At 74.8% G+C, this 23002-nt stretch carries 23 protein-coding genes; 10 read left to right on the plus strand and 13 right to left on the minus strand.

The features are described from left to right. Positions 1 to 1716: MMPL family transporter (locus tag ACFRAR_RS23175; protein WP_380700044.1), on the minus strand; the 1716-nt coding region annotated here is incomplete at its 3' end. 374 nt (positions 1717 to 2090) lie between these two features. On the opposite strand from ACFRAR_RS23175, the gene ACFRAR_RS23180 reads away from it, so the two are divergent. The 3 genes from ACFRAR_RS23180 to ACFRAR_RS23190 are packed head-to-tail and all read left to right on the plus strand — an operon-like array spanning position 2091 to position 5285. Then, positions 2091 to 3215, plus strand: coding sequence for a DegT/DnrJ/EryC1/StrS family aminotransferase (locus ACFRAR_RS23180; RefSeq protein WP_380700045.1), 1125 nt, complete (start codon positions 2091 to 2093; stop codon positions 3213 to 3215). A gap of 22 nt (positions 3216 to 3237) precedes the next feature. Then, a complete protein-coding gene (locus ACFRAR_RS23185) occupies positions 3238 to 4182 on the plus strand; it encodes an NAD-dependent epimerase/dehydratase family protein (RefSeq protein WP_380700046.1) in 945 nt (314 codons plus the stop codon). 11 nt (positions 4183 to 4193) lie between these two features. Beyond that, a complete protein-coding gene (locus ACFRAR_RS23190; RefSeq protein ID WP_380700047.1) occupies positions 4194 to 5285 on the plus strand; it encodes a hypothetical protein in 1092 nt (363 codons plus the stop codon). 72 nt (positions 5286 to 5357) lie between these two features. Here ACFRAR_RS23190 and ACFRAR_RS23195 read toward each other — a convergent pair whose 3' ends face one another. From ACFRAR_RS23195 to ACFRAR_RS23205, 3 genes are all read right to left on the minus strand, one after another. Next, the gene (locus ACFRAR_RS23195) at positions 5358 to 6113 is read right to left on the minus strand and encodes a polysaccharide deacetylase family protein (RefSeq protein ID WP_380700048.1); all 756 of its coding nucleotides are present in this window, start codon (positions 6111 to 6113) and stop codon (positions 5358 to 5360) included. Beyond that, positions 6110 to 6961 (minus strand): SDR family NAD(P)-dependent oxidoreductase, encoded by an 852-nt coding sequence (locus ACFRAR_RS23200; RefSeq protein WP_380700049.1) that lies wholly within the window; start codon positions 6959 to 6961, stop codon positions 6110 to 6112. The genes ACFRAR_RS23195 and ACFRAR_RS23200 overlap by 4 nt, the downstream gene beginning before the upstream one ends. Before the next feature lie 78 nt (positions 6962 to 7039). Continuing rightward, positions 7040 to 7930 carry a DMT family transporter gene (locus tag ACFRAR_RS23205; RefSeq protein WP_380700050.1) on the minus strand — a complete coding sequence of 297 codons (891 nt, stop codon included), beginning with the start codon at positions 7928 to 7930 and terminating at the stop codon, positions 7040 to 7042. Positions 7931 to 8107: 177 nt separating this feature from the next. On the opposite strand from ACFRAR_RS23205, the gene ACFRAR_RS23210 reads away from it, so the two are divergent. Continuing rightward, positions 8108 to 8815, plus strand: a complete 708-nt coding sequence (locus ACFRAR_RS23210) for a DUF981 family protein (protein WP_380700051.1) — start codon at positions 8108 to 8110, stop codon at positions 8813 to 8815. A gap of 75 nt (positions 8816 to 8890) precedes the next feature. On the opposite strand, the gene bla is transcribed toward ACFRAR_RS23210, so the two are convergent. Both bla and ACFRAR_RS23220 read right to left on the minus strand, forming a co-directional pair. Then, on the minus strand, positions 8891 to 9832 hold the full coding sequence (gene bla, locus ACFRAR_RS23215; RefSeq protein ID WP_380700052.1) for a class A beta-lactamase: 942 nt from the start codon (positions 9830 to 9832) through the stop codon (positions 8891 to 8893). Positions 9833 to 9935: 103 nt separating this feature from the next. After that, complete coding sequence (locus tag ACFRAR_RS23220) at positions 9936 to 10739, minus strand: SAM-dependent methyltransferase (RefSeq protein ID WP_380700053.1); 804 nt, start codon at positions 10737 to 10739, stop codon at positions 9936 to 9938. 251 nt (positions 10740 to 10990) lie between these two features. Between ACFRAR_RS23220 and ACFRAR_RS23225 the strand changes: the two genes are divergently transcribed. Together ACFRAR_RS23225 and ACFRAR_RS23230 are read left to right on the plus strand one after the other, a co-directional pair. Then, the gene (locus tag ACFRAR_RS23225) at positions 10991 to 11641 is read left to right on the plus strand and encodes an RNA polymerase sigma factor (RefSeq protein ID WP_380700054.1); all 651 of its coding nucleotides are present in this window, start codon (positions 10991 to 10993) and stop codon (positions 11639 to 11641) included. Next, entirely contained in the window at positions 11638 to 12369 is a 732-nt protein-coding gene (locus ACFRAR_RS23230; RefSeq protein ID WP_380700055.1) for a hypothetical protein, read from the plus strand. Before ACFRAR_RS23225 ends, ACFRAR_RS23230 begins: the two co-directional genes overlap by 4 nt. Positions 12370 to 12420: 51 nt before the next feature. Here the strand turns inward: ACFRAR_RS23230 and ACFRAR_RS23235 are convergent, their stop codons facing one another. From ACFRAR_RS23235 to ACFRAR_RS23255, 5 genes are all read right to left on the minus strand, one after another. After that, entirely contained in the window at positions 12421 to 14121 is a 1701-nt protein-coding gene (locus ACFRAR_RS23235) for a condensation domain-containing protein (RefSeq protein ID WP_380700056.1), read from the minus strand. A 112-nt stretch (positions 14122 to 14233) separates the two neighbouring features. Then, on the minus strand, positions 14234 to 14851 hold the full coding sequence (locus ACFRAR_RS23240) for a 4'-phosphopantetheinyl transferase family protein (RefSeq protein WP_380700057.1): 618 nt from the start codon (positions 14849 to 14851) through the stop codon (positions 14234 to 14236). A gap of 56 nt (positions 14852 to 14907) precedes the next feature. Further along, entirely contained in the window at positions 14908 to 15693 is a 786-nt protein-coding gene (locus tag ACFRAR_RS23245) for a hypothetical protein (protein ID WP_380700058.1), read from the minus strand. Between the two features lie 4 nt (positions 15694 to 15697). Beyond that, positions 15698 to 15988 carry a phosphopantetheine-binding protein gene (locus tag ACFRAR_RS23250; protein WP_380700059.1) on the minus strand — a complete coding sequence of 97 codons (291 nt, stop codon included), beginning with the start codon at positions 15986 to 15988 and terminating at the stop codon, positions 15698 to 15700. 126 nt (positions 15989 to 16114) lie between these two features. Next, positions 16115 to 17047 (minus strand): 3-oxoacyl-[acyl-carrier-protein] synthase III C-terminal domain-containing protein, encoded by a 933-nt coding sequence (locus ACFRAR_RS23255; RefSeq protein WP_380700060.1) that lies wholly within the window; start codon positions 17045 to 17047, stop codon positions 16115 to 16117. A 141-nt stretch (positions 17048 to 17188) separates the two neighbouring features. Between ACFRAR_RS23255 and ACFRAR_RS23260 the strand changes: the two genes are divergently transcribed. The 4 genes from ACFRAR_RS23260 (at position 17189) to ACFRAR_RS23275 (ending at position 20609) form a co-directional block, all read left to right on the plus strand. After that, entirely contained in the window at positions 17189 to 17488 is a 300-nt protein-coding gene (locus ACFRAR_RS23260) for a hypothetical protein (protein ID WP_380700061.1), read from the plus strand. Further along, complete coding sequence (locus ACFRAR_RS23265) at positions 17485 to 18630, plus strand: glycosyltransferase (RefSeq protein ID WP_380700062.1); 1146 nt, start codon at positions 17485 to 17487, stop codon at positions 18628 to 18630. Before ACFRAR_RS23260 ends, ACFRAR_RS23265 begins: the two co-directional genes overlap by 4 nt. 174 nt (positions 18631 to 18804) lie before the next feature. Further along, complete coding sequence (locus ACFRAR_RS23270) at positions 18805 to 19779, plus strand: ATP-binding cassette domain-containing protein (protein ID WP_380700063.1); 975 nt, start codon at positions 18805 to 18807, stop codon at positions 19777 to 19779. A 65-nt stretch (positions 19780 to 19844) separates the two neighbouring features. Next, positions 19845 to 20609, plus strand: a complete 765-nt coding sequence (locus ACFRAR_RS23275; RefSeq protein ID WP_380700064.1) for an ABC transporter permease — start codon at positions 19845 to 19847, stop codon at positions 20607 to 20609. A 74-nt stretch (positions 20610 to 20683) separates the two neighbouring features. On the opposite strand, the gene ACFRAR_RS23280 is transcribed toward ACFRAR_RS23275, so the two are convergent. Both ACFRAR_RS23280 and ACFRAR_RS23285 read right to left on the minus strand, forming a co-directional pair. Next, the gene (locus ACFRAR_RS23280; protein ID WP_380700065.1) at positions 20684 to 21970 is read right to left on the minus strand and encodes a PLP-dependent aminotransferase family protein; all 1287 of its coding nucleotides are present in this window, start codon (positions 21968 to 21970) and stop codon (positions 20684 to 20686) included. Then, a complete protein-coding gene (locus ACFRAR_RS23285) occupies positions 21967 to 22902 on the minus strand; it encodes an alpha/beta hydrolase (RefSeq protein ID WP_380700066.1) in 936 nt (311 codons plus the stop codon). Before ACFRAR_RS23285 ends, ACFRAR_RS23280 begins: the two co-directional genes overlap by 4 nt. Positions 22903 to 23002 lie beyond the last annotated feature (100 nt).

Here is a 23002-nt window from a genome sequence, read left to right on the forward strand (position 1 = left end):
CTGGAAGACGGCGACCACGGCGCCGAGCGCGGCGACCACCGAGAGCAGGAAGCCGAGCGCCGCCTTCAGCGGGACGAGGATCGAGCGGAAGACCACCAGCAGCAGGATGACGGCCAGGCCGACCACCACGGAGAGGTAGGGCAGCAGTGCGTCGGACATCTTCTGCGAGACGTCGATGTTCATCGCCGTGGTGCCGCTGACCAGGACCGTCGCGCCGGTGGCCGACTTCAGGCCGGCCGCGTCGCCGCGGATGGCGTGCACGATGTCCTTGGTCTTGGCATCGCTCGGACCGGTGGCCGGGACGGCGTTCAGGATGGCGGTGTCGCCGGCCTTGTTGAACATCGGCGGCGTCACCGCGACGACCCCGGGCACGCCGGAGACCTTCTTCTCGACCGCGTTGACGGCGGCCTTCGGGTCGGTGACGCCCTTGACGTCGACCATGACCGTCAGCGGGCCGTTGAAGCCCGGGCCGAAGCCCTCGGAGAGCAGGTCGTAGGCACGGCGCTGGGTGGTCGAGGTCGGCTTGGCCTCGTCGCCCGGCAGGCCGAGTCGCAGGTCGAGCGCCGGGGCGGCGAGCACGCCGAGGCCGATCACACCGCCGAGCAGCACCGCGAGCGGGCGGCGCACGACGAAGCGGGCCCAGCGGGCACCGCCGTTCTCCTTCGCGGCCGGGGCCGCCGCACCGCGGGCCTTGCGGGCCTTGCGCGGCAGCGCCTTGCGGCCGAGGAAGCCGAGCAGCGCGGGCACCAGGGTGAGCGCGACCAGCACGGCGATGACGACCGTCCCGGCGGCGGCCATGCCCATCTTGGCCAGGATCGGGATGCCGACCACGGAGAGGCCGGCCAGCGCGATCACCACGGTGAGGCCGGCGAAGACCACCGCGGATCCGGCGGTGCCGACCGCCCGGCCGGCCGCCTCCTGGGGTGCCCGGCCCTCGGCGAGCTCCGCGCGGTAGCGGGAGACGATGAACAGCGCGTAGTCGATGCCGACCGCGAGGCCGAGCATCATCGCGAGCGTGCCGGTGGTGGTGGAGAGGCCGAGCGTGCTGCCGAGCGCCGCGATCAGCGCCATGCCGAGGCCGACGCCGACGATCGCGGTGAACAGCGGCAGGCCGGCCGCGAGCAGCGAGCCGAAGGTGATCACCAGGACGACGGCGGACAGCGCCATGCCGATCGCCTCGCTGCTGCCGCCCGCATCGGGCTTGGCCATCAGCGCGTTGCCGCCGATCTCGACCTTGAGCCCGGCGTCCCGGCCGTGCTGGGCGGCCTGTTCCAGGGTGTCGGTGGCGGCCTTGGAGACCTCGCCCGCCTTGGCGGAGTAGTTGACCGTCGCGTACGCGGTGGTGCCGTCCTGGGAGACGGCGCCCTGCATCTTGAACGGGTTCACCGCGCCGGTGACCTGCTCGGACTTGGCGACCTCGTCGACCGTGCGCTCGACCGCCTGCTGGTTGGGGGCGGCGGTGATCTTCTGGCCGGAGGGGGCGACGAACACGATGCGCGCCGAGGCCCCGTCGGCGTGGCCGCCGGGGAAGCGCTCGTTCATCAGGTCGAAGGCCTTCTGCGCTTCCGTGCCCGGCATCGCGAAGCCGTCGTCGGGTGCGGCGGGTGCCTTGGCCGCAAGGACCCCGACGGCCGCCAGCACGGCGACCCAGAGGAAGGTCACCAGCCGGCGCCGGACGAAGGTCCATCGGCCCAGACGGTAGAGGAACGTGGCCACGGGAGAGCGGACTCCTTCGGATGCGGTTCTCGGACGCGCCGAGGCGGGCCGGACGTCCTGGTGGACGCGGTCCGCCGCAGCATGACCAATCGTTGATCGCCGACCCCTCATCCGTCGTCGTCCGTGCGCAGGCCGTTTGCGTACTGCGGACGCAGTAGGGCCCTCCCCCGTACGGAGGAGCACTCCTCCCACCCCGGAAGCACTGCTCCGACCTGCGGCGGAGGCAGGTTCGGTCACCCGGGCGGACCGCGACGGCGGGCCGCGGCCCGGTGGGCGAAGTAGCGTGATCCTCCTGACCCGTCCGCTTTCCACGCGGTTCGGGAGGATCCGACCCGATCGGTGCTGCTTCCGCAGCCCGCCGCCGGAGGTGCCCCATGGGCGTTCCAGCCGCCCGCATCGTGTTCGACGAGAGCGACCGCGCGGCGGTCGCCGAAGCGGTGACCGAGATGCTCGGCACCGGCTCGCTCACCCTCGGTCCGTGGACCGAGCGCTTCGAGCAGGCCTTCGCCGCCGAGCACGGCGCCTCGTACGCCGTCGCGGTGAGCAGCGGCACGGCGGCGCTGGAGGTGATCCTGCGCGGCGTCGACGTCCGGGGCCGCGACGTGGTCGTCCCCGCCGTCACCTTCTACGCGACCGCCGGCGCGGTGCTGCACGCGGGCGGCCGCCCCGTGTTCGCCGACGTCGACCCGGCCACCCTCGCGCTCTCCCCCGAGACCGTGGAGGCGGCGCTCACCCCGGACACCGCCGCCGTCGTCCTGGTGCACATCGGCGGACTGGTCGGCCCGCAGGCCGGCGCCCTGCGCGCGCTGTGCGACCGGCGCGGCATCCCGCTGGTGGAGGACGCCGCGCACGCCCACGGCAGCAGCTTCGACGGACGCGCCGCCGGGACCTTCGGCCTGGCCGGGTCCTTCTCCTTCTACCCGACCAAGGTCACCACCAGCGGTGAGGGCGGGATGATCCTCACCGAGTCGCCGGAGCTGCGCGACGAGGCCCGGGTCTACCGCGACCAGGGCAAGGGCTCCTTCACCACCAACCACCACGTCAAGCCCGGCTACGCCTGGCGGATGAGCGAGCCGCACGCCGCGATCGGCGCCGTGCACCTGCGCCGGCTGAAGGAGTTCATCGAGACCCGCCGGGCCGTCGCCCACCGCTACGACGCGGCGCTGGCGGGCCTGGACGGCCTCGATCCGGTCCTCGAACCGCCCGGCTGCCGCGGCAACTACTACAAGTACGTGGCGCTGCTGCCGCACGGGGTGGACCGGGCGGAGTTCAAGCGGCTGGTGGCCGAGGAGCACGGGGTCCGGCTGTCCGGCGAGGTCTACGACCTGCCGCTGCACCTCCAGCCGGTGCTCGCCCCCCACCGGCGCGGTCCGCTGCCGGTGGCCGAGGACGTCTGCGCGCGGCAGGTCTGCCTGCCGGTGCACTCCGACATGACCGAGGACGAGACGGAACAGGTGGTCGACGCCGTCTCCGCGGTGCACCGCCGCCTGGCCGGGTGACCGGAGCGAAGGGAGCAAGACCGTGCGGATCGCCGTCACCGGGGGCTGCGGGTTCATCGGTTCACACGTCGTGGACCATCTGATCGCGGCCGGCCACGACGTCCTCGCCGTGGACACCACCGACAAGTACCTCAACCCCGACGCCGAGCACGCGCGGCTCGACGTCCTCGACCTCAAGGCCCTGACCGCGGCGCTGGCCGGCAGCGAGGTGGTCTACCACCTGGCCGCGATGGCCGACGTCGAACAGGTGTCCGCCGACCCGGTCGGCGCGGTGCGGAGCAACATCGGCGGCACCGAGGCCGTCCTGGAGGCCGCCCGGCGCAGCGGTCTGAGCCGGACGGTGCTGGCGAGCACCGTGTGGGTCTACGGCGCCGCCCTCTCCGACGGTCAACTCGACGGCGAGGAACAGGAGTTGGACGAGCACGTGCCGATCGAGCTGGAGCACAGCGGCCATCTGTACGTGGCCACCAAGCTGGCCTCCGAGATGCTGGTGCACAGCTACCGCGAGCTCTACGGGCAGCACTTCACCATCCTGCGCTACGGCATCCCGTACGGCCCCCGGATGCGGGACGAACTGGTCGTCGCCCGGTTCGTCCAGGCCGCGCTCGCCGGACGGCCGATCACCATCGCCGGGGACGGCCGGCAGAGCCGCAACTTCGTCTACGTCGAGGACCTCGCCGACGCCCACGTCCGGGCGCTCTCCCCCGACGCCGAGGACCAGACCTTCGCGCTGGAGGGCTCGACGGCCGTCACGGTGCGGGACATCGCCGACACCGTGGACTGGCTGCTGGGCCCCGTCAGCATCGAGCACATCGACGGGCGGAAGGCCGACTACACGGGGCGGCGGATCTCCTCGGCGCAGGCCAAGCGGCTGCTGGGCTGGTCACCGCAGACCAACTTCACGGACGGCGTGCGGCGGTACGCGGACTGGTACCGGGCCTCCGTCGGCCCGGCCGCCCGCGCCTGACGGGCCGCCCGGTGCCGCACGCCCTGCTGGTCTCCGGCTCGCTCGGCCAGGGCCACGACGTGATGGCGCAGGCCTGCGCGGACACCCTGCGGGAACGCGGCTGGACCACCCACACCGTCGACGCCATGGCCCTGCTCGGGCAGCGCTCCGGCGCGGCCGGGGAGGCGGTGTTCCGCCGGCTGCTCGACCTGCCGGGGGTGTACGACGCCTTCCACTTCTCCGCACTGCGGCCGGGCGCCCGGATCGCGCTGCTCGCCGACGCGGCGGCCCGCAGCCGGCTGGTCCCGGCCCTGCGGGAGCTGGTCGAGGCGCAGCGCCCGCGACTGGTGGTCTCGGTGTTCGCCACCGCGACCTCCGCGGTCAACCGGCTGCTGCGGCAGGCGCCGGAGCGGGAGTTCCGGCACTTCGTGTTCTGCACCGACGTGACGCCGCACCGGCTCTGGGTGCAGGAGGAGACGGACCTGTTCCTGGTCACCTCGGAGGTCGCCGCGTGCGCGGTGCGGCGCTACCGGCCGGAGGCCGACGTCGTCGTCGTGCCGGCGCCGCTGCGCCGGCCGTTCTACCGGCCGCCGACCCGGTCCGCGGCGCGCTCCGCACTGGGCGTCCCGGAGGACGCCCGGTGCGTGCTGCTGATGTCGGGCGCCTGGGGGCTCGGCCCGCTCGCGCGCACCGCCGCCGAGCTGGCCGCCGCCGGGCCACACGTGCTCGCGGTGGCCGGACGCAACCGGGAACTGGAGCGCCGGCTGCGGGCCACCGCGCGCCGCCGGCCCCGGCTGCACCCGTTCGGCCACACCGACCGGATCCCCGAGCTGATGTCCGCCGCCGACCTGGTGGTCACCGCCTCGGGTGACACCTGCGGCGAGGCCCGGGCGCTGGGCCGGCGGCTGCTGCTCCTCGACGTGGTGCAGGGGCACGGACGCGACAACCTCCAGCACGAGCTGGAGCTCGGCCACGCCGAGGTCGCCACTGCCCGCCCCGCCGAGGTGGTCCGCAACGCGCTGGCCGCGCTGGGCCGCCCTGAGCCGCCGCCGTCCGTCGGCGCGACACCGGCGGCCTGGCAGGAGGGGTTCGGGTCGGCGCTGCGGCGGATCGGTCTGGGGTAGCGAGCGCCCCTCGCGGGTCGGCGTCCCCGCACAGGTCGACGTCCTCCTCGCGGGTCGGCGTCCCCGCAGAGGTCAGCGGCGGCCGAGCGGCACCCCGTGGTCGCGCAGCGGGCCGAGGGTGAGTCCGCGCGCGCGGCAGTGGGCGGCGATCAGCGGGAGGGCGGCGAGGGTGGCCCGCCAGGAGTCCGGGGCGGAGGTGCAGTCGGAGTCGTGCAGGAGGAGGGTGGCGCCGGCGGTGAGGCCGGGACGGGCGGTCGAGTAGACCGACTCGCCGGTGGCCCGCGCCGTCCAGTCGCGGCCCCAGACCGTCCACAGCACGCTGCGCAGGCCGAGGCGGCGGGCGGCGAGGGCCGGGCCGGCGGTCAGGACCCCGTACGGCGGGCGGTACCAGTGCGGGCGGGCGCCGCAGAGTCCTGCCACGGCCTCGGTGGCGCGGCGCAGTTCGCGCAGGTCGCGGGCGGGGGCCGGGTACCGCTGCGTCCGGTGGTACCAGCCGTGGACGGCCACCTCGTGGCCGCGCGCCACCAGTTCGCGGCCGAGTGCGGGGGCGCGCTCCAGCATGTCGCCGAGCAGGAAGAAGGTGGCGCGGGCGCCGAGTTCGTCCAGCGCGTCGAGGACGTACGGGGTGCCGCGCGGATCGGGGCCGTCGTCGAAGGTCAGGGCGACGTGGCCCGGTGTGGTGCCGTGGCCCGCGGTGCGGCGGGCCAGGGTGCGGCGCAGCGGCGGTAGCCGGACGGCGGCCGGGGCGAGGTGCAGGAACTCGACGGCCGCCGCGGTGGCGAGCGCTGTCGCGGCGGCGGTGCCCGCCCGGTGCGCGGCGGCGCTCACCCGAAGCGCGCGGCCATCCGGCGGAACACGCCGGGTGCCACGCCGTGGACGCGGGCCGGGAAGCCGAGCCACTGCGGGACGTAGAGCCGGTCGCGCCCGGTGGCGATGGTCGCGACCACGGTGTCCGCGACCCGCTCCGCCGGGACCGGGCGCGGCCGCTCGCGCTGGTACGGGGTGCCGCGCCGGTCGAAGAACGGGGTGTCGACCGCTCCCGGCAGCACCAGGCGCACCCCCACCCCGGTGCCGCGCAGCTCGTACCAGAGGCTCTCCGCGAACATCGTCAGCCCGCCCTTGGTGGCCGCGTACCCGGACTCCTCCCGGACGCCGACCTGGCCGGCCATCGAGCCGATCAGCACGATCCGGCCGTGTCGGCGCTCCAGCATGCCGGGCAGCAGCAGGCGGACCAGGCGCAGCGGGGCGGCGAGGTTGACCTCGATCATCCGGTCCAGGGTGTCGGAGGGCGTCTGCGCGTACGGGCCGCGCCAGCCCAGGCCGGCGCTGGCGATCAGGGCGTCCACCCGGCCGGCCTCGGCCAGGGCGGCTTCGGCGAGGCGGGCCGGGCCGTCCGGCTTGGCCAGGTCCTCGGGCAGGGCCCGGCCGCCGGTGCGGTCGGCGAGTTCGTCGAGGCGGGCGCGGTCGGTGCCGGAGAGCAGGGTGTGCCAGCCGGCGTCGGCCAGGCGGGTGGCGGTGGCGAGGCCGATCCCGGAGGAGGCGCCGGTGATCAGTGCGACGGGAGGGCCTGCCCGCTCCGTCCGGCGCCTCGGGGCCTCGGTGTCCGTGGCGTCCGTGGTGTCCGTGACGTCCTTCGGGTCCGACCTCCGGGGCCGGGGGTGGGGCTCCTCCGCCATCGGGCACCTGCCGCTCTGTGACCGGGTCGCCGTCCGTTTTGTCCGGCAAGTCACCTTCGCATGGCGGCGCCGCCCGGGCTACCGGGGCGGCGGGGCGGCCGGCTCCGACTCGGCGTCCCGGCGCGGGGCGGACGGTTCGGCGCACTCGCCCTCCGGCTCGCCGAAGCGGGAGAGGGCGAAGGTGCCGCCCACCGCGACCGCGAAGCCCGCCAGCGCGCACCACTCGAACCCGGGGCGGGTGGCGTCCCCGAGCACCGCCACGCCGACGAGTGCCGGGCCGAAGGTCTCGGTCACCGTTCCGGCGGCGGTCGCGGCCGTCACCGTGCCGCGCTGCAGCGCCAGGGCGTAGGCGAGGTAGCCGCCGAGGCCGCCGGCGGCGAGGGCGTAGGCGGCGGGGTCGGTGAGGACGGCGAGCGGACCGGAGGCGTCCAGGACCCGTACGGCCAGACTGGTCACGCCGAAGCCGGCCCCGGCCAGCAGGCCGAGGCCGGCCGCGGCCGCAGTGCCGTCCCGGCGTGCCAGGACCAGGGTGGCGAGCAGCATGACGGCGGTGGTGGCGAGCAGCGACCAGTGGAAGGCGGACGCGGCGTGGTTGCGGCCCTCCCGCCCGGAGCCGAGCGCCAGCAGGGTCAGTCCGACGACGACCGCGACGATGGCCGCGAGGTCCCCCCGGCGCAGCCGCGCGCCCAGCAGCCGGACGGCGGCCACCGCGGTGACGGCCAGACTGGCGTTGGTGACGGCCTGCACCAGGAACAGCGGGAGGGTGCGCAGCGCGACGATGCTCAGCACGAAGCCGACGATGTCCAGCAGCGTGCCGGTGATGAACTGCCAGGACCGCGCCAGGGCCGCCAGCAGACCCGCCCGGACCCGGTCGGCGCGCGGCGCCGACCGCGCCCCGCGGGCCTGGAAGACCGCCCCGAAGCCGAAGCAGACGGTGGCGACCAGCGCGGTGGTGAGTCCCAGCAGCATGCCTCTCCCAGCGTCGCGGGGCAGCATCGGTCCCCCACCAGTCTGTGCCAGGGGTGGCGCGGGCGCGCGGGTGGGGCGGCCGGGACGGCGCCGTTGGGCCCGCCGGGTGAACCCGCGCGGCGCGGGGTGTGGCGGCGGAGCGAATTGTGTCATGCCTCACCCATGATTCAGCACGTCATGCCACTCGCCGCATCCGGTCTGAAGATCGACTGGGCCCGGATGCCGACGTACAACACGATCATGTCGGTGGCCGCCGGGGCCGGACTGCTCCTCGTGGTGGCCCTGGGGCGCCTGCTCCTCGTCCGCCGGACCGGCGTCACGCTCGACGGCTGGGCACTGGCCTTCGCGGCGCTGGGGTTCACCCTCGTCACCACCGGCCTGCACATGACCCTGACCTGGCCGCTGGCCGGGCAGGGCTTCCCGTTCGACAACGTCATCTTCGGCGAGCCCGCCCTGGCGTTCGGCGTCTTCCTCCTCACCGCCTCCTTCTACCTCTGGAAGCGCGGCGGCGACCTCCTCGCCGCGGACGGCGCCGACCGGACGACCCGGGTCGCCGCGCCCATCTCGGTGTTCGTCTTCGGCATGGGCCTCGCCTGTTTCGGCATCGCCGCCGCGGGCTGGAGGTACACGCTCTTCGCCGCCCCGCCCGAGGAGCCCATCTCCGGGGAGTTCTCGGACTGGCCGTGGCTGGAAGCCAGCTTCATGTCCGGGCTGTACGTCCTGGTCGGCGTCGGGGCGTTGCTCTTCCCGTTCGCGCTGCGCGCGCCCAGGCGGTGGATGACCCCGGTGATCGGCGTCGTCTGGGGGCTGGCCGGGCTCGCCTTCCTGGTCTTCGGCGGGCTGAACTACTTCACCCACATCGGGCTCATCGTCAACACCATGTGAGCCGCCGACACCAGGTCGGCCCTGGCGACGCGCGGGCCCCGGCGGATTCCGACCCCCGGGGCCCGCGCGTGATTCTCAGGCCAGCTCGGGGACGAGCAGCGCGGCCGTCCGGGCGACCAGCAGGTCGTCCTTGGGGGCACCCGGGTCGGCGGGCTTGGTGGACAGGACCGCGAGGACGACCGGGACGCCCCGCGGGGTCCAGGCGATGCCGACGTCGTTGCTGGTGCCGTAGCTGCCGGTGCCGGTCTTGTCGCCGAGGGCCCAGTCCGGCGGAAGGCCCTCGCGGAAGCGGTGGACGCCGGTGGTGTTGCCGCGCAGCCAGGTGGTCAGCAGCTCGCGCTTGCGGGGTGGGAGGGCGTCGCCGAGCGCGAGGCGGCGGTAGGTGGCGCCGATGGCGGACGGGGTGGTGGTGTCGGTGGCGCGGTCGGGCTCGGCGCTGTTGAGTTCGGGCTCCCAGCGGTCCAGCCGGGTGACGCGGTCGCCGATCGAACGGGCGAAGCGGGTGACGGCGGGCGGCCCGCCGAGTTCGCGGAGCAGCAGGTTGGCCGCGGTGTTGTCGCTGTACTCGACGGCGGCGGCGCAGAGTTCGGCGACGGTCATCCCGTTCGCCAGGTTCCCGGGCAGGCCGGTGACCGGCGCGCCGCCGGCCCGCTCGAGGTCGGTGGCGGTGTACCGGATCCGCCGGGCGAGGAACCCGCCGTCGCGGTCGAGGTCGCGCAGGACGGCGGCGACCGCGACGGTCTTGAAGACCGAGCAGATCGGGAAGCGCTCGTCCGCGCGGTACCGGACGGTCCGACCGGTGGACAGGTTGCGGGCGTAGACGCCGAGGCGGGCGGAGTGCTCGCGTTCGAGGGCGGCGAGGGCCGGGTGGCGGCCGGCCTCCGCGGCCCGGTCGTCCGGTGTCGCCGCGAACGCCGGTCCGCCGGCCGCGGCGGTGACGGCGGTGACGGCGACGGCCGCCCCGAGGCCGAGGACGGCGCGGCGGCCGTGGCGGGCTTCCGAGGGCTGCGGGTGCATGCTCCTCCTCCGATCGAATGTCGCGGCGCGTGCCGCCTGCTCGACCAGCAGGACGCGAACCGCTCCCCGATGGTTCGTCAGCGGCCGGAATCCATCGGGTGGTTCACGGCTTGACGGCCACCGCCGCGTACCCCGTGGCCTCCGAGGGGGAGACCACCGTCTCGCCGGGCACCGGGCGCCACCGCGGGATCGGGACGAGGCCCGGGGCGAGCAGTGTCCAGCCGTCGAGGAAGCGGGCGATCTCCGGGCGGCTCCGGGCCTGGACGGCGGTGCCGGCCGAGGAGTAGATCCGGACCAGGTCGGCGATGTCCTCGGGGGCGAACTCCGGGGTGACGTGGGTCATCACCAGGGCGCTGCCGGGGGCGAGGGCGGACTTGAGGTGCTCGACCACCCGGTACGCGCCGAGTTCGTCGGGGACGAAGTGGAGCAGGGCGTTGAGGGAGAGCGCGACGGGCCGGGCGAGGTCGAGGGTCTCGCGCAGGCCGGGGGCGGCGAGCAGCCCGGCCGGATCGGTGGCATCGGCCTCGACGTAGGCGGTGCGGCCCTCGGGGGTGCCGGTGAGCAGGGCTTGGGCGTGCGAGAGCACGATCGGGTCGTTGTCGGCGTAGACCACCCGGGCACTCGGCCGGATGCGCTGGGCGACCTCGTGCAGGTTGGGCGAGGTCGGGATGCCGGTGCCGATGTCGAGGAACTGGTCGAAGCCGGCCTCGGCCAGCGTCCGGGTCGAGCGGTGCATGAAGGAGCGGTTGGCCCGGGCACCGGTGCGCACCCAGGGCGCCACCGCGAGGGCGTGCCCGGCGGCTTCCCGGTCGGCGGCGAAGTTGGTGAAGCCGCCGAGAAAATAGTCGTACATCCGGGCCGAGTGCGGCACGTTCAACCGCAGGTCCACGCCGTCGTAAAGGCCCATCCCGATCCTCCTCGGCTCCGTTCCCGATCGGCTCCGATCCCGATCGGTCGTTTGCTGCCCGGGGTGGCCGGGGGCCAATCACGATCCGAACACCTTCCCAGTGTTCCTATGAATCGCTGAAGCCCATGAGATGACAATCTGTATTCGGATTGCAGCCTGGAGTGACAGGCCTGATGGAATGAGGATGGGCACAGACAGCCCGACCCTCGGGTGGCCCGGCGAGCAGCCGACGGCCACGGAAAGCAGGCTCGATGACGATCGACAGGGGTGCCGCCGTGCGCGGCCACCGGGGTGCGACCACTGTGGCGTGCACCGGCCGGACGGCCGCCGGGCGCACGGACGGCCCGGAGTCCGACCTCCGTTCCGAGCACGGCCCCCGCCTGGACCTCGCCTATGCCGCCTTCTGCGAGACCCATGAACCCGCTTGGCACGCCCTCGCGTTGACCCGCATAGGCAACCGGTCCGACGCGGCGCTGGTGGTCGGGGCGGTGAAGGCCGATCTGTCCCGCTACTGGCCGCAGGTGCTGCGGTTCGAGGAACCCGCCGCCTACGCCTGGCGGTTGGCCAACCGGCACGTCTCCGACTGGGTGGCCGCCGAGGAGCCGGTCGAGGTGGAGGCGGTGACCTTCGCGGCGGTGATCGGCGCCTTCAAACAGGTGGCGAACGGGCTGCTGCACAGCGAGGCGGACGAGGTGCGGCTGTACGCGGCCATCCTCGAACTGCCGGACCGGCAGCGGGACGTGGTGATCCTGCGGTACCTGCTGGGTCTGCACGTCCAGGTGATCGCGGCGTACCTGGGACGGCCGGCGGCGACGGTGCACTCCAACCTCCGGCACGCCCGGGAGCGGCTCGCGCGCGGCCTCGGGGTGCGCGAACTCCCCGACCGGGGAGGCGAACTGTGACGGAGGGAGCCCGGCCGCGGGCTCCGGGCGAGCCGGGCCGGGCCGAAGCGGAGCGCCCGGCGGTCCGGGTGCCCAGGCCCCAACGCCCGCACGCGGAACGGATCGCCGCCCTGCGCCAGGCGCGGATCACCGCCGCGCCCGCCCACCTCCCGTCGGAGCACGAGCAGGCCGCCTTCGAACTCGGCCTGGTGGTGGCCCTGGTACTGGGCGCGCCGGACGCCTCGCGCGGACTCGACCTGCTGGTGAACGCGCGCCGGATCGAGCCGGAGGGGGCCGAGGTGTTCGGCGCGCTGCTGTACGCCACCGGAAAGGAGGAGGGCGCCGAGTTCTGGTGGCGCTTCGCGGCCGGCTCCGGCAGCGGGACGGCCGCGTACTGCCTGCACCTGCACCACCTGATGCTCGGCGAGACCGACGACGCCGACTACTGGCGGGCCTGGTCCGACCAGCTCGCCACGGCGGAACGGCCGCCCGGGCCGAGGACGTTGCGGATGACCAGACCACTGCTGCCGGACGACGTACGGCGGCACATCCTCTCCCGGGTGCACCGGGGGCTGGCCCCGCAGCTGCCGCCGGCGCTGGTCGCGGTGATCGACCGACTGCCGGTGCAGGGCGGCACCGAGGAGGAGGTGCCGAACCCCTGGGGGCTCACCTCCGGGGCGACCTCCGACTGCTCCTGGGAGGACCTCCCGAGGGGGCCGGCGGACGACCGCCGGGGCCCGACCGGGTGAGCGCCGGGGCCCGACCGGGTGAGCGCCGCGCGGACCGCCGCGCTCATCCGTTCAGGTGAGCGCGGACAGCCGGGCGGCCACGTCCAGGTCCCGCCCGCTCCCGGCCTCGGTCCGCTCCCCCGCCGCCGTGCCGTGTCGGACGACGTAGTGGTGCGGCGCCATCGCGGTCTCCCGGCCGGCCAGGGCGGCGACCACGGCGCGGTGGGCGTCGGCGGGGCCGAACCCGGCGTCGGGCGCGACGACCTCCGCCACCAGCCTGCCCTCGCTCACCGAGAGCCGGTGCTCGCCGAGGGTGGTGTCGAGCAGCTCGCGGACGGCCGCGAGATCGATCCAGGAGCCGTCGACCAGCCGCCACTCGCCGCCTCGGCCGTCCACCGGCGGGCCGGGCGCGGCGGGCAGGTCGGCGAGCGGCACGGGTCCTTCGGCCGCGGCGGCGAGCACGGCCGACAGCGCCAGGGCGAAGCGCTCGGTCTCCTCGGGGTCGAGCACCTGGGGGCAGGCGAGCAGGGCGAAGTCCAGGCTGCCGGTGATCCGCAGGATGGTGAACATCAGCCGGACCGGCAGCGGCGGGGCGGGCAGCACGGTGAGTTCGGGGTCGGCCACCGGTCGCGGCTGGGCGTCGGCGACCGCGGCCGGGATGGTCAGGCTCAGGTCGTTCACGACGACCTGCCGGGGGAACCTGCTCCCGCGCAGGTGGGCCGCGTCCTCCATCAGCCGCCAGACCTGTCCGGCGTCCAGCGAGCCGTGCCAGTAGGCGTTCAGCGACACGGACTTGGTGCGGCCGATCAGCTGGTCGAGATCGGTCACACCGGTGTCGAGCAGGATCAGCGCGTCCTGCGCGAGGGTGCCGACGTGGTCGACCAGGGTGGCGCGCTGGCGGTTGGCGGAGAGCGCCGAGAGCACCAGTTCGCTCCGGCCGGAGCGGTGGGCGACCAGTGCGGCGAACACGGAGAGCAGGACGACGGACGGGCTGGCGCCGGTGCGTCGGCAGACGGCGGCGAGGTGGTCGGCGGCGGTGCGCGAGCGGACCAGCAGCGCGCCGTGGTCGCGCGGCGGTCCGGTGATCCGGGCGTCCGCGAAGACGACCTGCGGGCCGGTGGTCAGGACCCGGGCCCAGTGCCGCAGGGCGGCGGCGGACCTGCGCCGGCCCTGCACGCCCTGCTCGGCGTCGGCGACCTGCAGCGGGGTCGGCGCGGTGACCGGCGGCAGCTCCTTTCCGGCGGCGAGGGCGTGCCAGTCGTGGATCAGCACCGCGGTGGCGGCACCGTCGGCGCCCGCGTGGCAGACCACCGCGACCAGCCGCAGCAGTCGCTCGCCCTCGGCGACCAGGGTGAACCGGATGCGCGGCGGCGCGCCGAGGTCCACCGGGACGGCGACGTCCACACGCGCCGACTCCGCTGCCATCGCGTCCAGTTCGCCGTCGGATCGGCCGGCCGCCTCGACCACGGCGACGGCGAACCGGCCGCCCCGGTGCACCACCTGGCGGTCCGGGAAGCCGTCCGGGCCGGGCCCGGCGGGGAACGACGTCCGCAGCGACTCGTGCCGCTCGACCAGCAGGCGCAGGGCGACCAGCCCGGAGGAGACCGAGGTGCCGTGGGGCACCGGCCAGACGGACTCCTTGTTGATCTGCTCGGGGGCGTCGCGCCGGATGCAGCGGATCATGTTGTCCTGGCCGCGGGTGAGCGGGCCGGAGCCGCCGCCCTCGGCGGCGTACCGGACGGCGATCCGCCTGGTGGCCGGTTTCGGTGTCACGTCGTACGCGCCTTTCGGCTCGCCCGGAGGGGCTCGGCAGGGGTGTGACCGGGACGCTACCAGCGCCCTCGCGAGCTGGTCCAGACCAAAGATCGCCATATCGGACGCTACGTCAATTCGCTGTCCACACCTGCGAGTTGACATGCACCGGCGAGTCCCCGAGGGCTGCGACGGCAGCCCGGAACGGCCCCGGAACGGGGACGTCGCAGAGCCGGGCGGGCCCGGCGCCGAGCCCTCCCGGGTCAGCCACCGCCACCGGCGACGGACCGGCCACGGGCACCCCGAAGGACTGGGTGAGCCGCCCGCCGTACGCCTTCACACAGGCCTCGCGGCGACACCAGAGCACGGTGAACCGCGCCGCCCGCTCCGCCGGTTCGGCGCACTCCGCGACGAACCGCGCCTCCTCGGGCGGGAACCAGCGGGCGGCCACCCGCTCCGCGGTCCGGGCGTCATGGAGCCCCTCGACGTCGACGCCGACCGGCCGCCCCTCGGCCAGGGCCAGCACCGCGCACGCGCCCGAGGCCGACCAGCTGACCCGCAGCGGGCCGGCGCCGGCCGGCTCGGGCTTGCCGTGCCGGCCGTAGCGCCAGCCCAGCTCGGCCGGGCGGACGCCGAGCCGCTCGGCCACCAGTCGGCGGACGGCGCCGCGCACCACGGTGAAGCGCTCACGCAGCTCCGGGTCGGCCCCCGCCACCCGGGCGCACTCGACCGGATCCAGCAGGTGGCTCAACTCTTGAACCACGTCTGCGGGTTGACGGGTATCGATCAGCCAGAGGTCGACCGCCGTCACGGCAGGGTCAGCGTGCTGAGCACGCCGAGCCGCCGGTCGTACCCAGCCACCAGCACGGGCCGCCCGTCCGCCCGCCACCGCGGCAGGCGCTCGGCCAGCTCCGCCCAGAGGCCGGTGAACGGCTGGGCCGGCGAGGCTTCCCCGGCACCGAAGCCGGGCCCGAGCAGCAGCACCGCCTCGGGCCCGAGCTCCCCGGCCTCGGCCCGGACGGCCTCCTCCGGGGACCTCACTCCCCGGGTCTGCCGTACGGCCAGCCCGGCGCCGGGCGCCTGCTCGCAGACCAGCACCACCGCGGCGTGCCGCTCGGGCAGCGCCACCGGCTCGGGCGGTTCGTAGTGCAGCGCGGTCTGCTCCGCCAGCACCACCACGGCCCGGCGGCAGCCGCCGGTGCGCTGGTGGTCGGCGGCCAGCCGCAGGGCGGTGAAGGCCGCCGCGCCGCCCTGGTCGCAGATCGCGAAGGCGAGCGGGTTCCCCGGCACGGACCGGCTGAGCGCCAGCGAGGACGGCGCGCCCGGTCGCACATCCGGGGTGTCGAAGGCCAGGACCAGCAGGTCCGCCGCTTCGTCCTCGGCGAGCGCCTCGCGCAGCAGTCCGGCGGCCAGCTCCTCGTAGGAGTGGCCGACGCCCTCCTCCAGCAGGTCCTCGCGCAGCGGCAGGCCGTAGGGGCGCACGAGGTCGGAGACGAAGACCCGCAGGTCCGGGTCGAGCGAGGTCTCCGAGCGGCCGTCGAAGCGGCGGGCCAGCACCCGGGTGAGCCGCAGGCCGGCGGGGCCGGGGGCCACCCGGTCAGTCCTCGGGGATGACGTGCCCGGCGACGTAGTCGGCCAGCCTGGTGACCGACCGCAGGTCGTCCTCGGTGATCTGCTCGACGTCCACCTGGATGTCGAGCGACTCCTCCAGCTCCAGGATCAGCTCGATGGTGCCGGCCGACGTGAGGCCGAGGTCGTCGAAGAGACAGGCGTCCTGCGGGATCTCCGGCAGTTCGCGCTTGAGGACGCGCGGCAGGAGTTCGCCGATGCCGTGCAGGATGCGCTCGCGCAGTTCGGGGTCAGTGGTCTGGACCACGGCTTCTGACATGGGTGTCCCGTCCCGTCGTACGTGGGATGTGTGCTCCGGGGCCTGCTGCCGGCCCGGGGCTCTGGGGTGGTCTGGGGAAGTGGCGCCGGTGCGCGGACGGCGGTGTCCGGCGGAACCGGCGGGCCGTCAGTACCGCATCGCCATCGCGGAGAAGGTGGCTCCGACACCGGCGGCGGCGATCAGGTAGTGGTCGCCGCGGCGGATCAGCCCCCGCGTGGTGGCGGTGTGGAGATTGATGAGGCTGTCCGAGGCGAAACTGTGCCCCACCGACCGCACGTTGTCCAGCACGACTTTCTCGACCGGGTAGCCGATGCGGCGCGCGATCATCCGCCAGGACGCCTGGTTGACGTTGTGCGGCAGGATCGCGGCGAGGTCGGAGAGGTCCAGACCGGCCTGTTCCAGGGCAGCCTCGATCGCCTCCACCATCACGTTCGGGTACTCCCGCTGGTAGCGGGCCAGCAGGTCCGGGTCCTCGGCCAGCCGGCCGTCGAACTCCGGGCGCTGGCGCACCACGAAGGAGAGCATCCGGTGCCGCTCGCCTCCGGCGCTGACCAGGCAGGCGGCCGCGCCCTCGGCGAAGATGCCGGTCTCGGGCACCACCTGGGCGTCCCTGGTGAAGGTCTTCTCGCCGGTCAGCACCAGCGCGAGCGCGGCCGGATCGGGTTCGGACGCGAGCAGCCGGCCGGCCAGGTCGATGGCCAGCAGGCCCACCGCGCAGGCGTGGTGGGTCACCGTGAAGGCGTTGGCATGCGCCAGCCCACGGGCGTCGAGCAGGTCGTGCAGCGGGTTGAGCGGGTGGGGCACCGCCACGGGCATGCTGCGGGCGTGGATCACGACGCGGACGTCGCGTTCGCGCCCCCGCAGCTCCGGCAGGCTGTCCAGGGCGGCGTCGAGCAGGTCGGGCAGCTTCCCGTCCGGGTCCAGACGGAGCTGGTCCAGGCCGTGGAAGCGGCGGAAGAGACGGAGTTGACGTGGGGTCAGGCCGATGCGCTCGCCCACCGCCTCGATGGGCACGGCGTGTGGGGGGAGGTGAACGGCCACTGCCTCCAGTGCGGTCACCCGGGCTAGTATTCCGACGCCCGCCGGGTCGCACAAGTGATCTCGGGCCCTCCGCCGTCGCCGCCGCACCCCGGAAGACGTCAACTGCGCTCCGCTGCGGCCGCGTTCACCCCACGCCGTCGAGCAGGTGGGAGATCTCTCATGAACAGTCCTGAACCCCGCTACCCCGCGGCCCCGTTGAACCAGGAGCTGGTCGCCCTCATGGTCGAGGTGGCCGGCGCCCCGCCCGGTTGGGCGCGCCATGTCACGCCGGACGCCCGGCTGGACGGCGACCTGCTGCTGGACGAGGGCGAACTCGCCGAACTGACCGAGCGGCTGCGCGAGCGCTTCGGGCCCTCGGCCGACCTGGCCGCCCTGCGCGCCGGGCTCGACCTGACCGCCCTGGAGGCCCTGACCGTCGCCGACGTGCAGCGACTGCTCCCCGAGGAGGACACCCGATGACCCGGTTCCTGCTGGTGATGCCACCGTTGACCGGCCACGTCAACCCGGCCGCGGGCATCGCCGCCGAGCTGACCGCGCGCGGCCACCAGGTCGCCTGGAGCGGCACCGAGTCGGTGCTGCGCCCGCTGCTCGGCCCCCGGGCCGAGGTGCTCGGCACCGGCACCCGGGCGTTCCGGGCCCAGGGCGGGCACGGGCTGGCCGCCCTGCGCTCGCTCTGGGAGGGCTTCATCGTCCCGTACGCGCGGTTCACCGCGAAGCCGCTGGACGCGATCGTGCGCGAGTGGCGGCCGGACGTGCTGCTGGTCGACCAGCACACCCCGGCGGGCGCGCTGGTGGCGCACCGGCACGGTCTGCCATGGGCGGGCTTCGCGCCCGGGGCGATGGAGCTGGGCCGGCCCTACCGGGCGTTGCCGCGGGTCGAGGCCTGGATGACCGGACTGCTGCGCGGGTTGTGGGAGCGCGCCAAGCTCCCCGCCGAGGAGTTCCTGGACCCGCGCTTCTCCCCCGCCCTGGTACTGGCGACCACCGGCCCGGCACTGACCGGTACGGCCCCGCCGCCGGAGCACGCGCTGATCGGGCCGGTGCTGTCGACGCGCCCCCACGACCCGGACTTCCCCTGGGAGCGGCTGCTGCCCGGCCGACGGCGGGTGCTGGTCACCATGGGCACGCTGGCCGGCGAGCTGGGCGCGGACTTCCTCGGCCGGGCCGTGCGGGCGCTGGAGCTGTGCGGCGAGGACGTGCAGCCCGTGATCGCGGCTCCGCGCGACCTGCTGCCCGAACTCCCCTCCCGGGCGGTGGCGGTGGACCGGGCGCCGGTGCTGGAGCTGATGGCGCGCGGCGAGCTGGACGCGGTGCTCTGCCACGGCGGGATGAACACCGTGGGCGAGGCGCTGGCGCACGGCCTGCCGCTGGTCACCGCGCCGATCCGGCACGACCAGCCGTTCGTCGCCGAGCAGCTGGCGGCGAGCGGCGCGGGCCTGCGGGTGCCGTTCGCGCGCGTCACCCCGGACCGGCTGGCGGACGCGCTGCGGGCTGTACTCGATCCAACGGGCCCCCGGGAGCGGGCGGTTCAGGTGGGAAGGGAACTGCTGGCCGGAGGGGGTGCGGCGGCCGCGGCGGACCGCCTGGAGGCACTCGGCTGAACGGGCCCGCACCAAGGCCCTTTAGCAGACCGGGAGATCGCACGTCCATTGGTCTAGGCCATTGTTTCCGGGGCGGGGTTCACCCTAGGGTGTCGCAGCGGCACCGCCCTCCGCAGGTGCCGAGCCCCGCCTTTCCAGGTGCCGTGGCAGCCCATCCCCGCACGGGAGTTCCGGTTGATCGAGACCGCGGGACTGCGCAAGTCCTACCGCAAGAAGACCTCCCGCCGCAGCGGCGGGAACCCCACCGTCGACGCCGTCCGCGGCATCGACCTGTCGGTCGCCGCCGGCGAGATCTACGGCTTCCTCGGCCCCAACGGCGCCGGGAAGACCACCACCCTGCGCATGCTGGCCACCCTGATCCGCCCGGACGGCGGACAGGCCACCATCGCCGGGGCGGACCTGTTCGACGACCCGGCCGGAGTGCGCCGGCGGATCGGGTACGTCGCCCAGGGCGGCGGCACCACCGACAACGTCAGCGGCCGCGAGGAGCTGGTCCTTCAGGCCCGGATGTACGGCGTCGCCAAGGCGCAGGCCATCCAGGCCGCGGAGGACGCGCTCAAGTCCTTCGACCTGGGCGAGTTCGGCGACCGGCCGTGCGCCACCTACTCCGGCGGCCAGCGCCGCCGGGTGGACATCGCCCTCGGGGTCATCCACCAGCCCCGAGTGCTCTTCCTGGACGAGCCCACCGTCGGTCTGGACCCGGCCAGCCGGGCGCACGTCTGGGAGGAGATCCGACGGCTGCGCACCGAGGGCATGACCGTGGTCGTCACCACCCACTACCTCGACGAGGCCGACGCGCTCTGCGACCGGGTCGCGATCGTCGACCACGGCCAGGTGGTCGCCGAGGGCACCCCCGAGGCGCTCAAGCGCGAGATCTCCGGCGACGTGGTGCTGATCGGCCTGGACGCCGCGGAGGCCGCCTTCGAGCGGGCGGCCGCGGTGCTGCGCCCGCAGCCCTACCTGCACCGGCTGGAGCCCAACGGGGACGAGGGGCTGCGGCTGTACCTGGAGGACGGCGCCGCCGCCATCCCGCGACTGCTGCGCGCCCTGGACGCGGCCGGGCTCACGCCCGGCACCGTGCAGCTCCAACGGCCGAGCCTGGACGACGTGTTCCTGGCCCGCACCGGCCGCTCGCTGCGGCAGGCCTGACCGGCGCCCCTGCGCCCCGGCGCCCGCCGCAGACGTCCCGACCCGCACAACCCCCTGGGGAGACCGTGAAGCTCGCCCGCGACACCTGGCTGGTCTTCCAGCGCCAGCTGCTGCTCATGATCCGCACACCGATCTGGATCGCCGTCGGCCTCATCCAACCGGTGTTCTACCTCCTGCTGTTCGCCCCGCTGCTGAAGAACATACTCGCCCCGCAGGGCGCGAACAGCTACGCCGACGCCTACCAGGTGTACGTACCGGGCCTGTTGGCGGTGCTGTGCATCTTCGGCGGGCTGTTCACCGGCTTCAGCCTGCTCGGCGAGCTCAGGTCCGGCATCATCGAGCGCTCCCGGGTGACCCCGGTGAGCCGGCTGGCCCTGCTGCTCGGGCGGGCGCTGCGGGAGATGGTCGCACTGCTGGTGCAGGCCGTCCTGATCACCCTGATCGCGCTGCCGTTCGGGCTGCGCGTCAGCCCGCTGAACCTGCTGCTCGCCTACCTCCTGCTGGGCCTGCTGGCGCTGATGACCTCGGCGATCTCCTACGGCATCGCGCTGATGGTGCCGACCGACGCGGCGATGTCGCCGGTGGTCAACACCATCGCGCAGCCGATCTCGCTGCTGTCGGGGGTGCTGCTACCGCTCACCCTGGCGCCGGGCTGGCTCCAGCAGGCGGCCAAGTGGAACCCCTTCTACTGGGCGGTGGAGGGCATGCGCGCGCTGTTCTCCGGGCACGCCGGGGACGGCGTGGTCTGGCAGGGACTGCTGGTGGTCGTGGTGATGACCGTCCTGGCGGTGTACTGGTCGGCCCGGCTGTTCTCCACCCGGGTGCGCTGACCCGGGACGACCGGCCGAGGCAGGAGGGGCCCGGCGCGCGCGCCGAGCGGGGCCCCTCCTCCGTCCCCGCGGCCTCAGGCCGCCAGGAAGGCCGCCAGCTTGGCCACCCCGTCGATGATCTGCGCCTGCGTCAGCGAGCTGACCGACAGCCGCAGCCGGTGCTCGCCGCCGCCCGCCGGGTAGAACGGCGCCATCGGCGTCCAGAGCACCCCGTGGTCGCGGGCGCAGCGCTCCATGGCGGCCTCGTCGGCGACGAACGGCACCTTCAGCACCGCGAAGAAGCCGCCCTCCGGCCGGTTCCAGGACACCCCCAGCCGGCGCCGCACGGAGGCCGGAAGGTGGCGGTCCAACTCCCGCAGCAGGGTGTCCATGCCGGCCGCGTAGTGGGCCGTGGCACCGGCGTTGGCGGCCCGGAGCCGGCAGTCGTGGGTCAGCAGCATGCCGCCGATGACGGCCTGGCTGAGCGCGGGCGTGTTGACCGTCGTCATGCTCTTCAGCTTGGCCAGCTCGTCCGCGAGCAGGCCGCGCCGCCCGTCGGGGCGGGCCACCACCTGGTCGGCGACCACGTAGCCGAGACGCGCCCCCGGGAAGCAGGTCTTGGCGAAGGAGCCCAGGTAGACCACCTGGCGGTGGCGGTCCAGCGCCTTGAGGGTGGGCCGCCGGCCCGGCGCGCGGGAGAAGAAGCCGTACGGGTTGTCCTCGATGACCAGCACGCCCTCCTCGGCCGCCGCCGCCAGCAGCTCCCCGCGGGCCGCGACCGGCATGCTGGTGCCGGAGGGGTTGGCGAAGTCCGGGACGACGTAGAGGGCGCGCGGGCGGCGCCCCTCGGCCCGCACCGCGCGGGCCGCCGCCCGGACCGTCTCCGGGTCGGGGCCGCCGTCCGGGCCCTCGGGGACGGGGCGGACGGTCAGGTCGAGCAGCCGGGCGGCGCCGGTGACGCCGACGTAGCAGGGCGAGCTGACCAGCAGGACGTCGTCCGGGCCCGCGCACAGGGCGCGCAGCGTCAGCAGCATGCCCTCCTGGGCGCCGACGGTGACCACCAGGGCCTCCGGGTCGACGGTCAGGTCCTCGTCGTTGGCCAGCGTCCGGGCGACCAGTTCGTTGATGATTCCCTTGGTCGGGCCGTACTGGAACAGCGCGGTGCGCACCGCGTCCGGGCCTAGGCCGCGGTCGGCCAGGTGGGCGAGGTAGGCGGCCAGGTGGGCCGGGACGTCCTCGGGCTCGAAGAAGCCCTCGTAGGGGCGGCCGGGGGCGAAGGAGACGGCGTCCGGGTAGCGGGTGGTGACCTCGTTGAGGAAGGTCATCGCGTCCAGCAGCGGATCGGCCAGGCTGGCGTGCAGGTCGGCCAGGGGGATCGTCACCGCAGCGCCTCCCGCAGGCACCGCGCGGCGAAGGCCTGGGCCTCGGCGGCGGCGTCCAGGGTGCCGGTCATGGCGAAGAAGCCGTGCGGCATGCCCTGGTAGCGGCGCAGTTCCACCGGGACCCCGGCGGCGCGCAGCGCCTCGACGTACTGCTCGCCCTCGTCCCGCAGCGGGTCGTACTCGGCGGTCAGGACGGTCGCGGGCGGCAGGCCGGCCAGGGTGGCGGCGCGCAGCGGGGAGACGTACGGGCTGGCCCCGTCGCCCTGGTCCGCCAGGTAGTGGCCCCAGTACCAGTCCACTGAACGGCGGTTGAACAGCGCCGGGTCGTCGTTCTCGCGCCGCGAGGGGGTGTCGGCGCCGTGGTCGGTGTTGGGGTAGACCAGCAGCTGGTGGCGCAGGGCCGGGCCGCCGTCGGCGCGCAGCAGGAGGGTGAGCGCGGCGGCGAGGTTGCCGCCGGCGCTGTCGCCGCCGACCGCGAGCCGCTCCGGGTCGATGCCGAACTCATCCGCCCGCTCGACGAGTTGCAGCAGTGCGGCGCGGCAGTCGTGCAGCGCCGCGGGGAAGGGGTGTTCGGGGGCGAGCCGGTAGCCGACGCTGGCGGTGACGCAGCCGACGGCGTTGGTGAGCCGGCGGCAGATGGCGTCGCTGGTGTCGGGCGAGCCGAGCGTCCAGCCGCCACCGAACAGGTAGAGCAGGGCGGGCAGCCGGCGACCGGAGGCCTCGGGTCGGTAGAGCCGCAGGGCGAGTTCGCCACCGGGGCCGGCGATGCGGTGCTCCTCGACGGCGGCGACCGGCTCGGGGTTGCCGGCCGCCGCAAGGATGTCCGCGAGGTCGGCGGCCCGGGCCTCGGCGAGGGTCAGCGTGTAGAGCGGCGGGGCGCCACCGCTCGCGCGCCGGGCGCGATAGGCCTCGGCCTGGGGGTGGAGGGGCATCAGCGGGTCCATTCGGTGCGCGGGGCCGGGCGGGAGCACGGGTGGCCGACGACGGCGCCGCGGGCGGGAGTTCGGGCAGGGGCCGGGAGGGCTGGGCGGG

The sequence above is a fragment of the Kitasatospora sp. NPDC056651 genome (assembly GCF_042792155.1).
Lineage (GTDB): Bacteria > Actinomycetota > Actinomycetes > Streptomycetales > Streptomycetaceae > Kitasatospora.

What these genes read in the sequence shown, in the direction of transcription:
- ACFRAR_RS23220 (WP_380700053.1), bottom strand. Translation starts at nt 10,739, where the DNA reads ATGGGCCTTTACGACGGCGTGGACCTGCGGTTGAACGTGCCGCACTCG.
- ACFRAR_RS23250 (WP_380700059.1), bottom strand. Translation starts at nt 15,988, where the DNA reads ATGTCAGAAGCCGTGGTCCAGACCACTGACCCCGAACTGCGCGAGCGC.
- ACFRAR_RS23285 (WP_380700066.1), bottom strand. Translation starts at nt 22,902, where the DNA reads ATGCCCCTCCACCCCCAGGCCGAGGCCTATCGCGCCCGGCGCGCGAGC.
- ACFRAR_RS23225 (WP_380700054.1), top strand. Translation starts at nt 10,991, where the DNA reads ATGACGATCGACAGGGGTGCCGCCGTGCGCGGCCACCGGGGTGCGACC.
- bla (WP_380700052.1), bottom strand. Translation starts at nt 9,832, where the DNA reads ATGCACCCGCAGCCCTCGGAAGCCCGCCACGGCCGCCGCGCCGTCCTC.
- ACFRAR_RS23265 (WP_380700062.1), top strand. Translation starts at nt 17,485, where the DNA reads ATGACCCGGTTCCTGCTGGTGATGCCACCGTTGACCGGCCACGTCAAC.
- ACFRAR_RS23200 (WP_380700049.1), bottom strand. Translation starts at nt 6,961, where the DNA reads ATGGCGGAGGAGCCCCACCCCCGGCCCCGGAGGTCGGACCCGAAGGAC.
- ACFRAR_RS23180 (WP_380700045.1), top strand. Translation starts at nt 2,091, where the DNA reads ATGGGCGTTCCAGCCGCCCGCATCGTGTTCGACGAGAGCGACCGCGCG.
- ACFRAR_RS23210 (WP_380700051.1), top strand. Translation starts at nt 8,108, where the DNA reads ATGCCACTCGCCGCATCCGGTCTGAAGATCGACTGGGCCCGGATGCCG.
- ACFRAR_RS23260 (WP_380700061.1), top strand. Translation starts at nt 17,189, where the DNA reads ATGAACAGTCCTGAACCCCGCTACCCCGCGGCCCCGTTGAACCAGGAG.
- ACFRAR_RS23205 (WP_380700050.1), bottom strand. Translation starts at nt 7,930, where the DNA reads ATGCTGCTGGGACTCACCACCGCGCTGGTCGCCACCGTCTGCTTCGGC.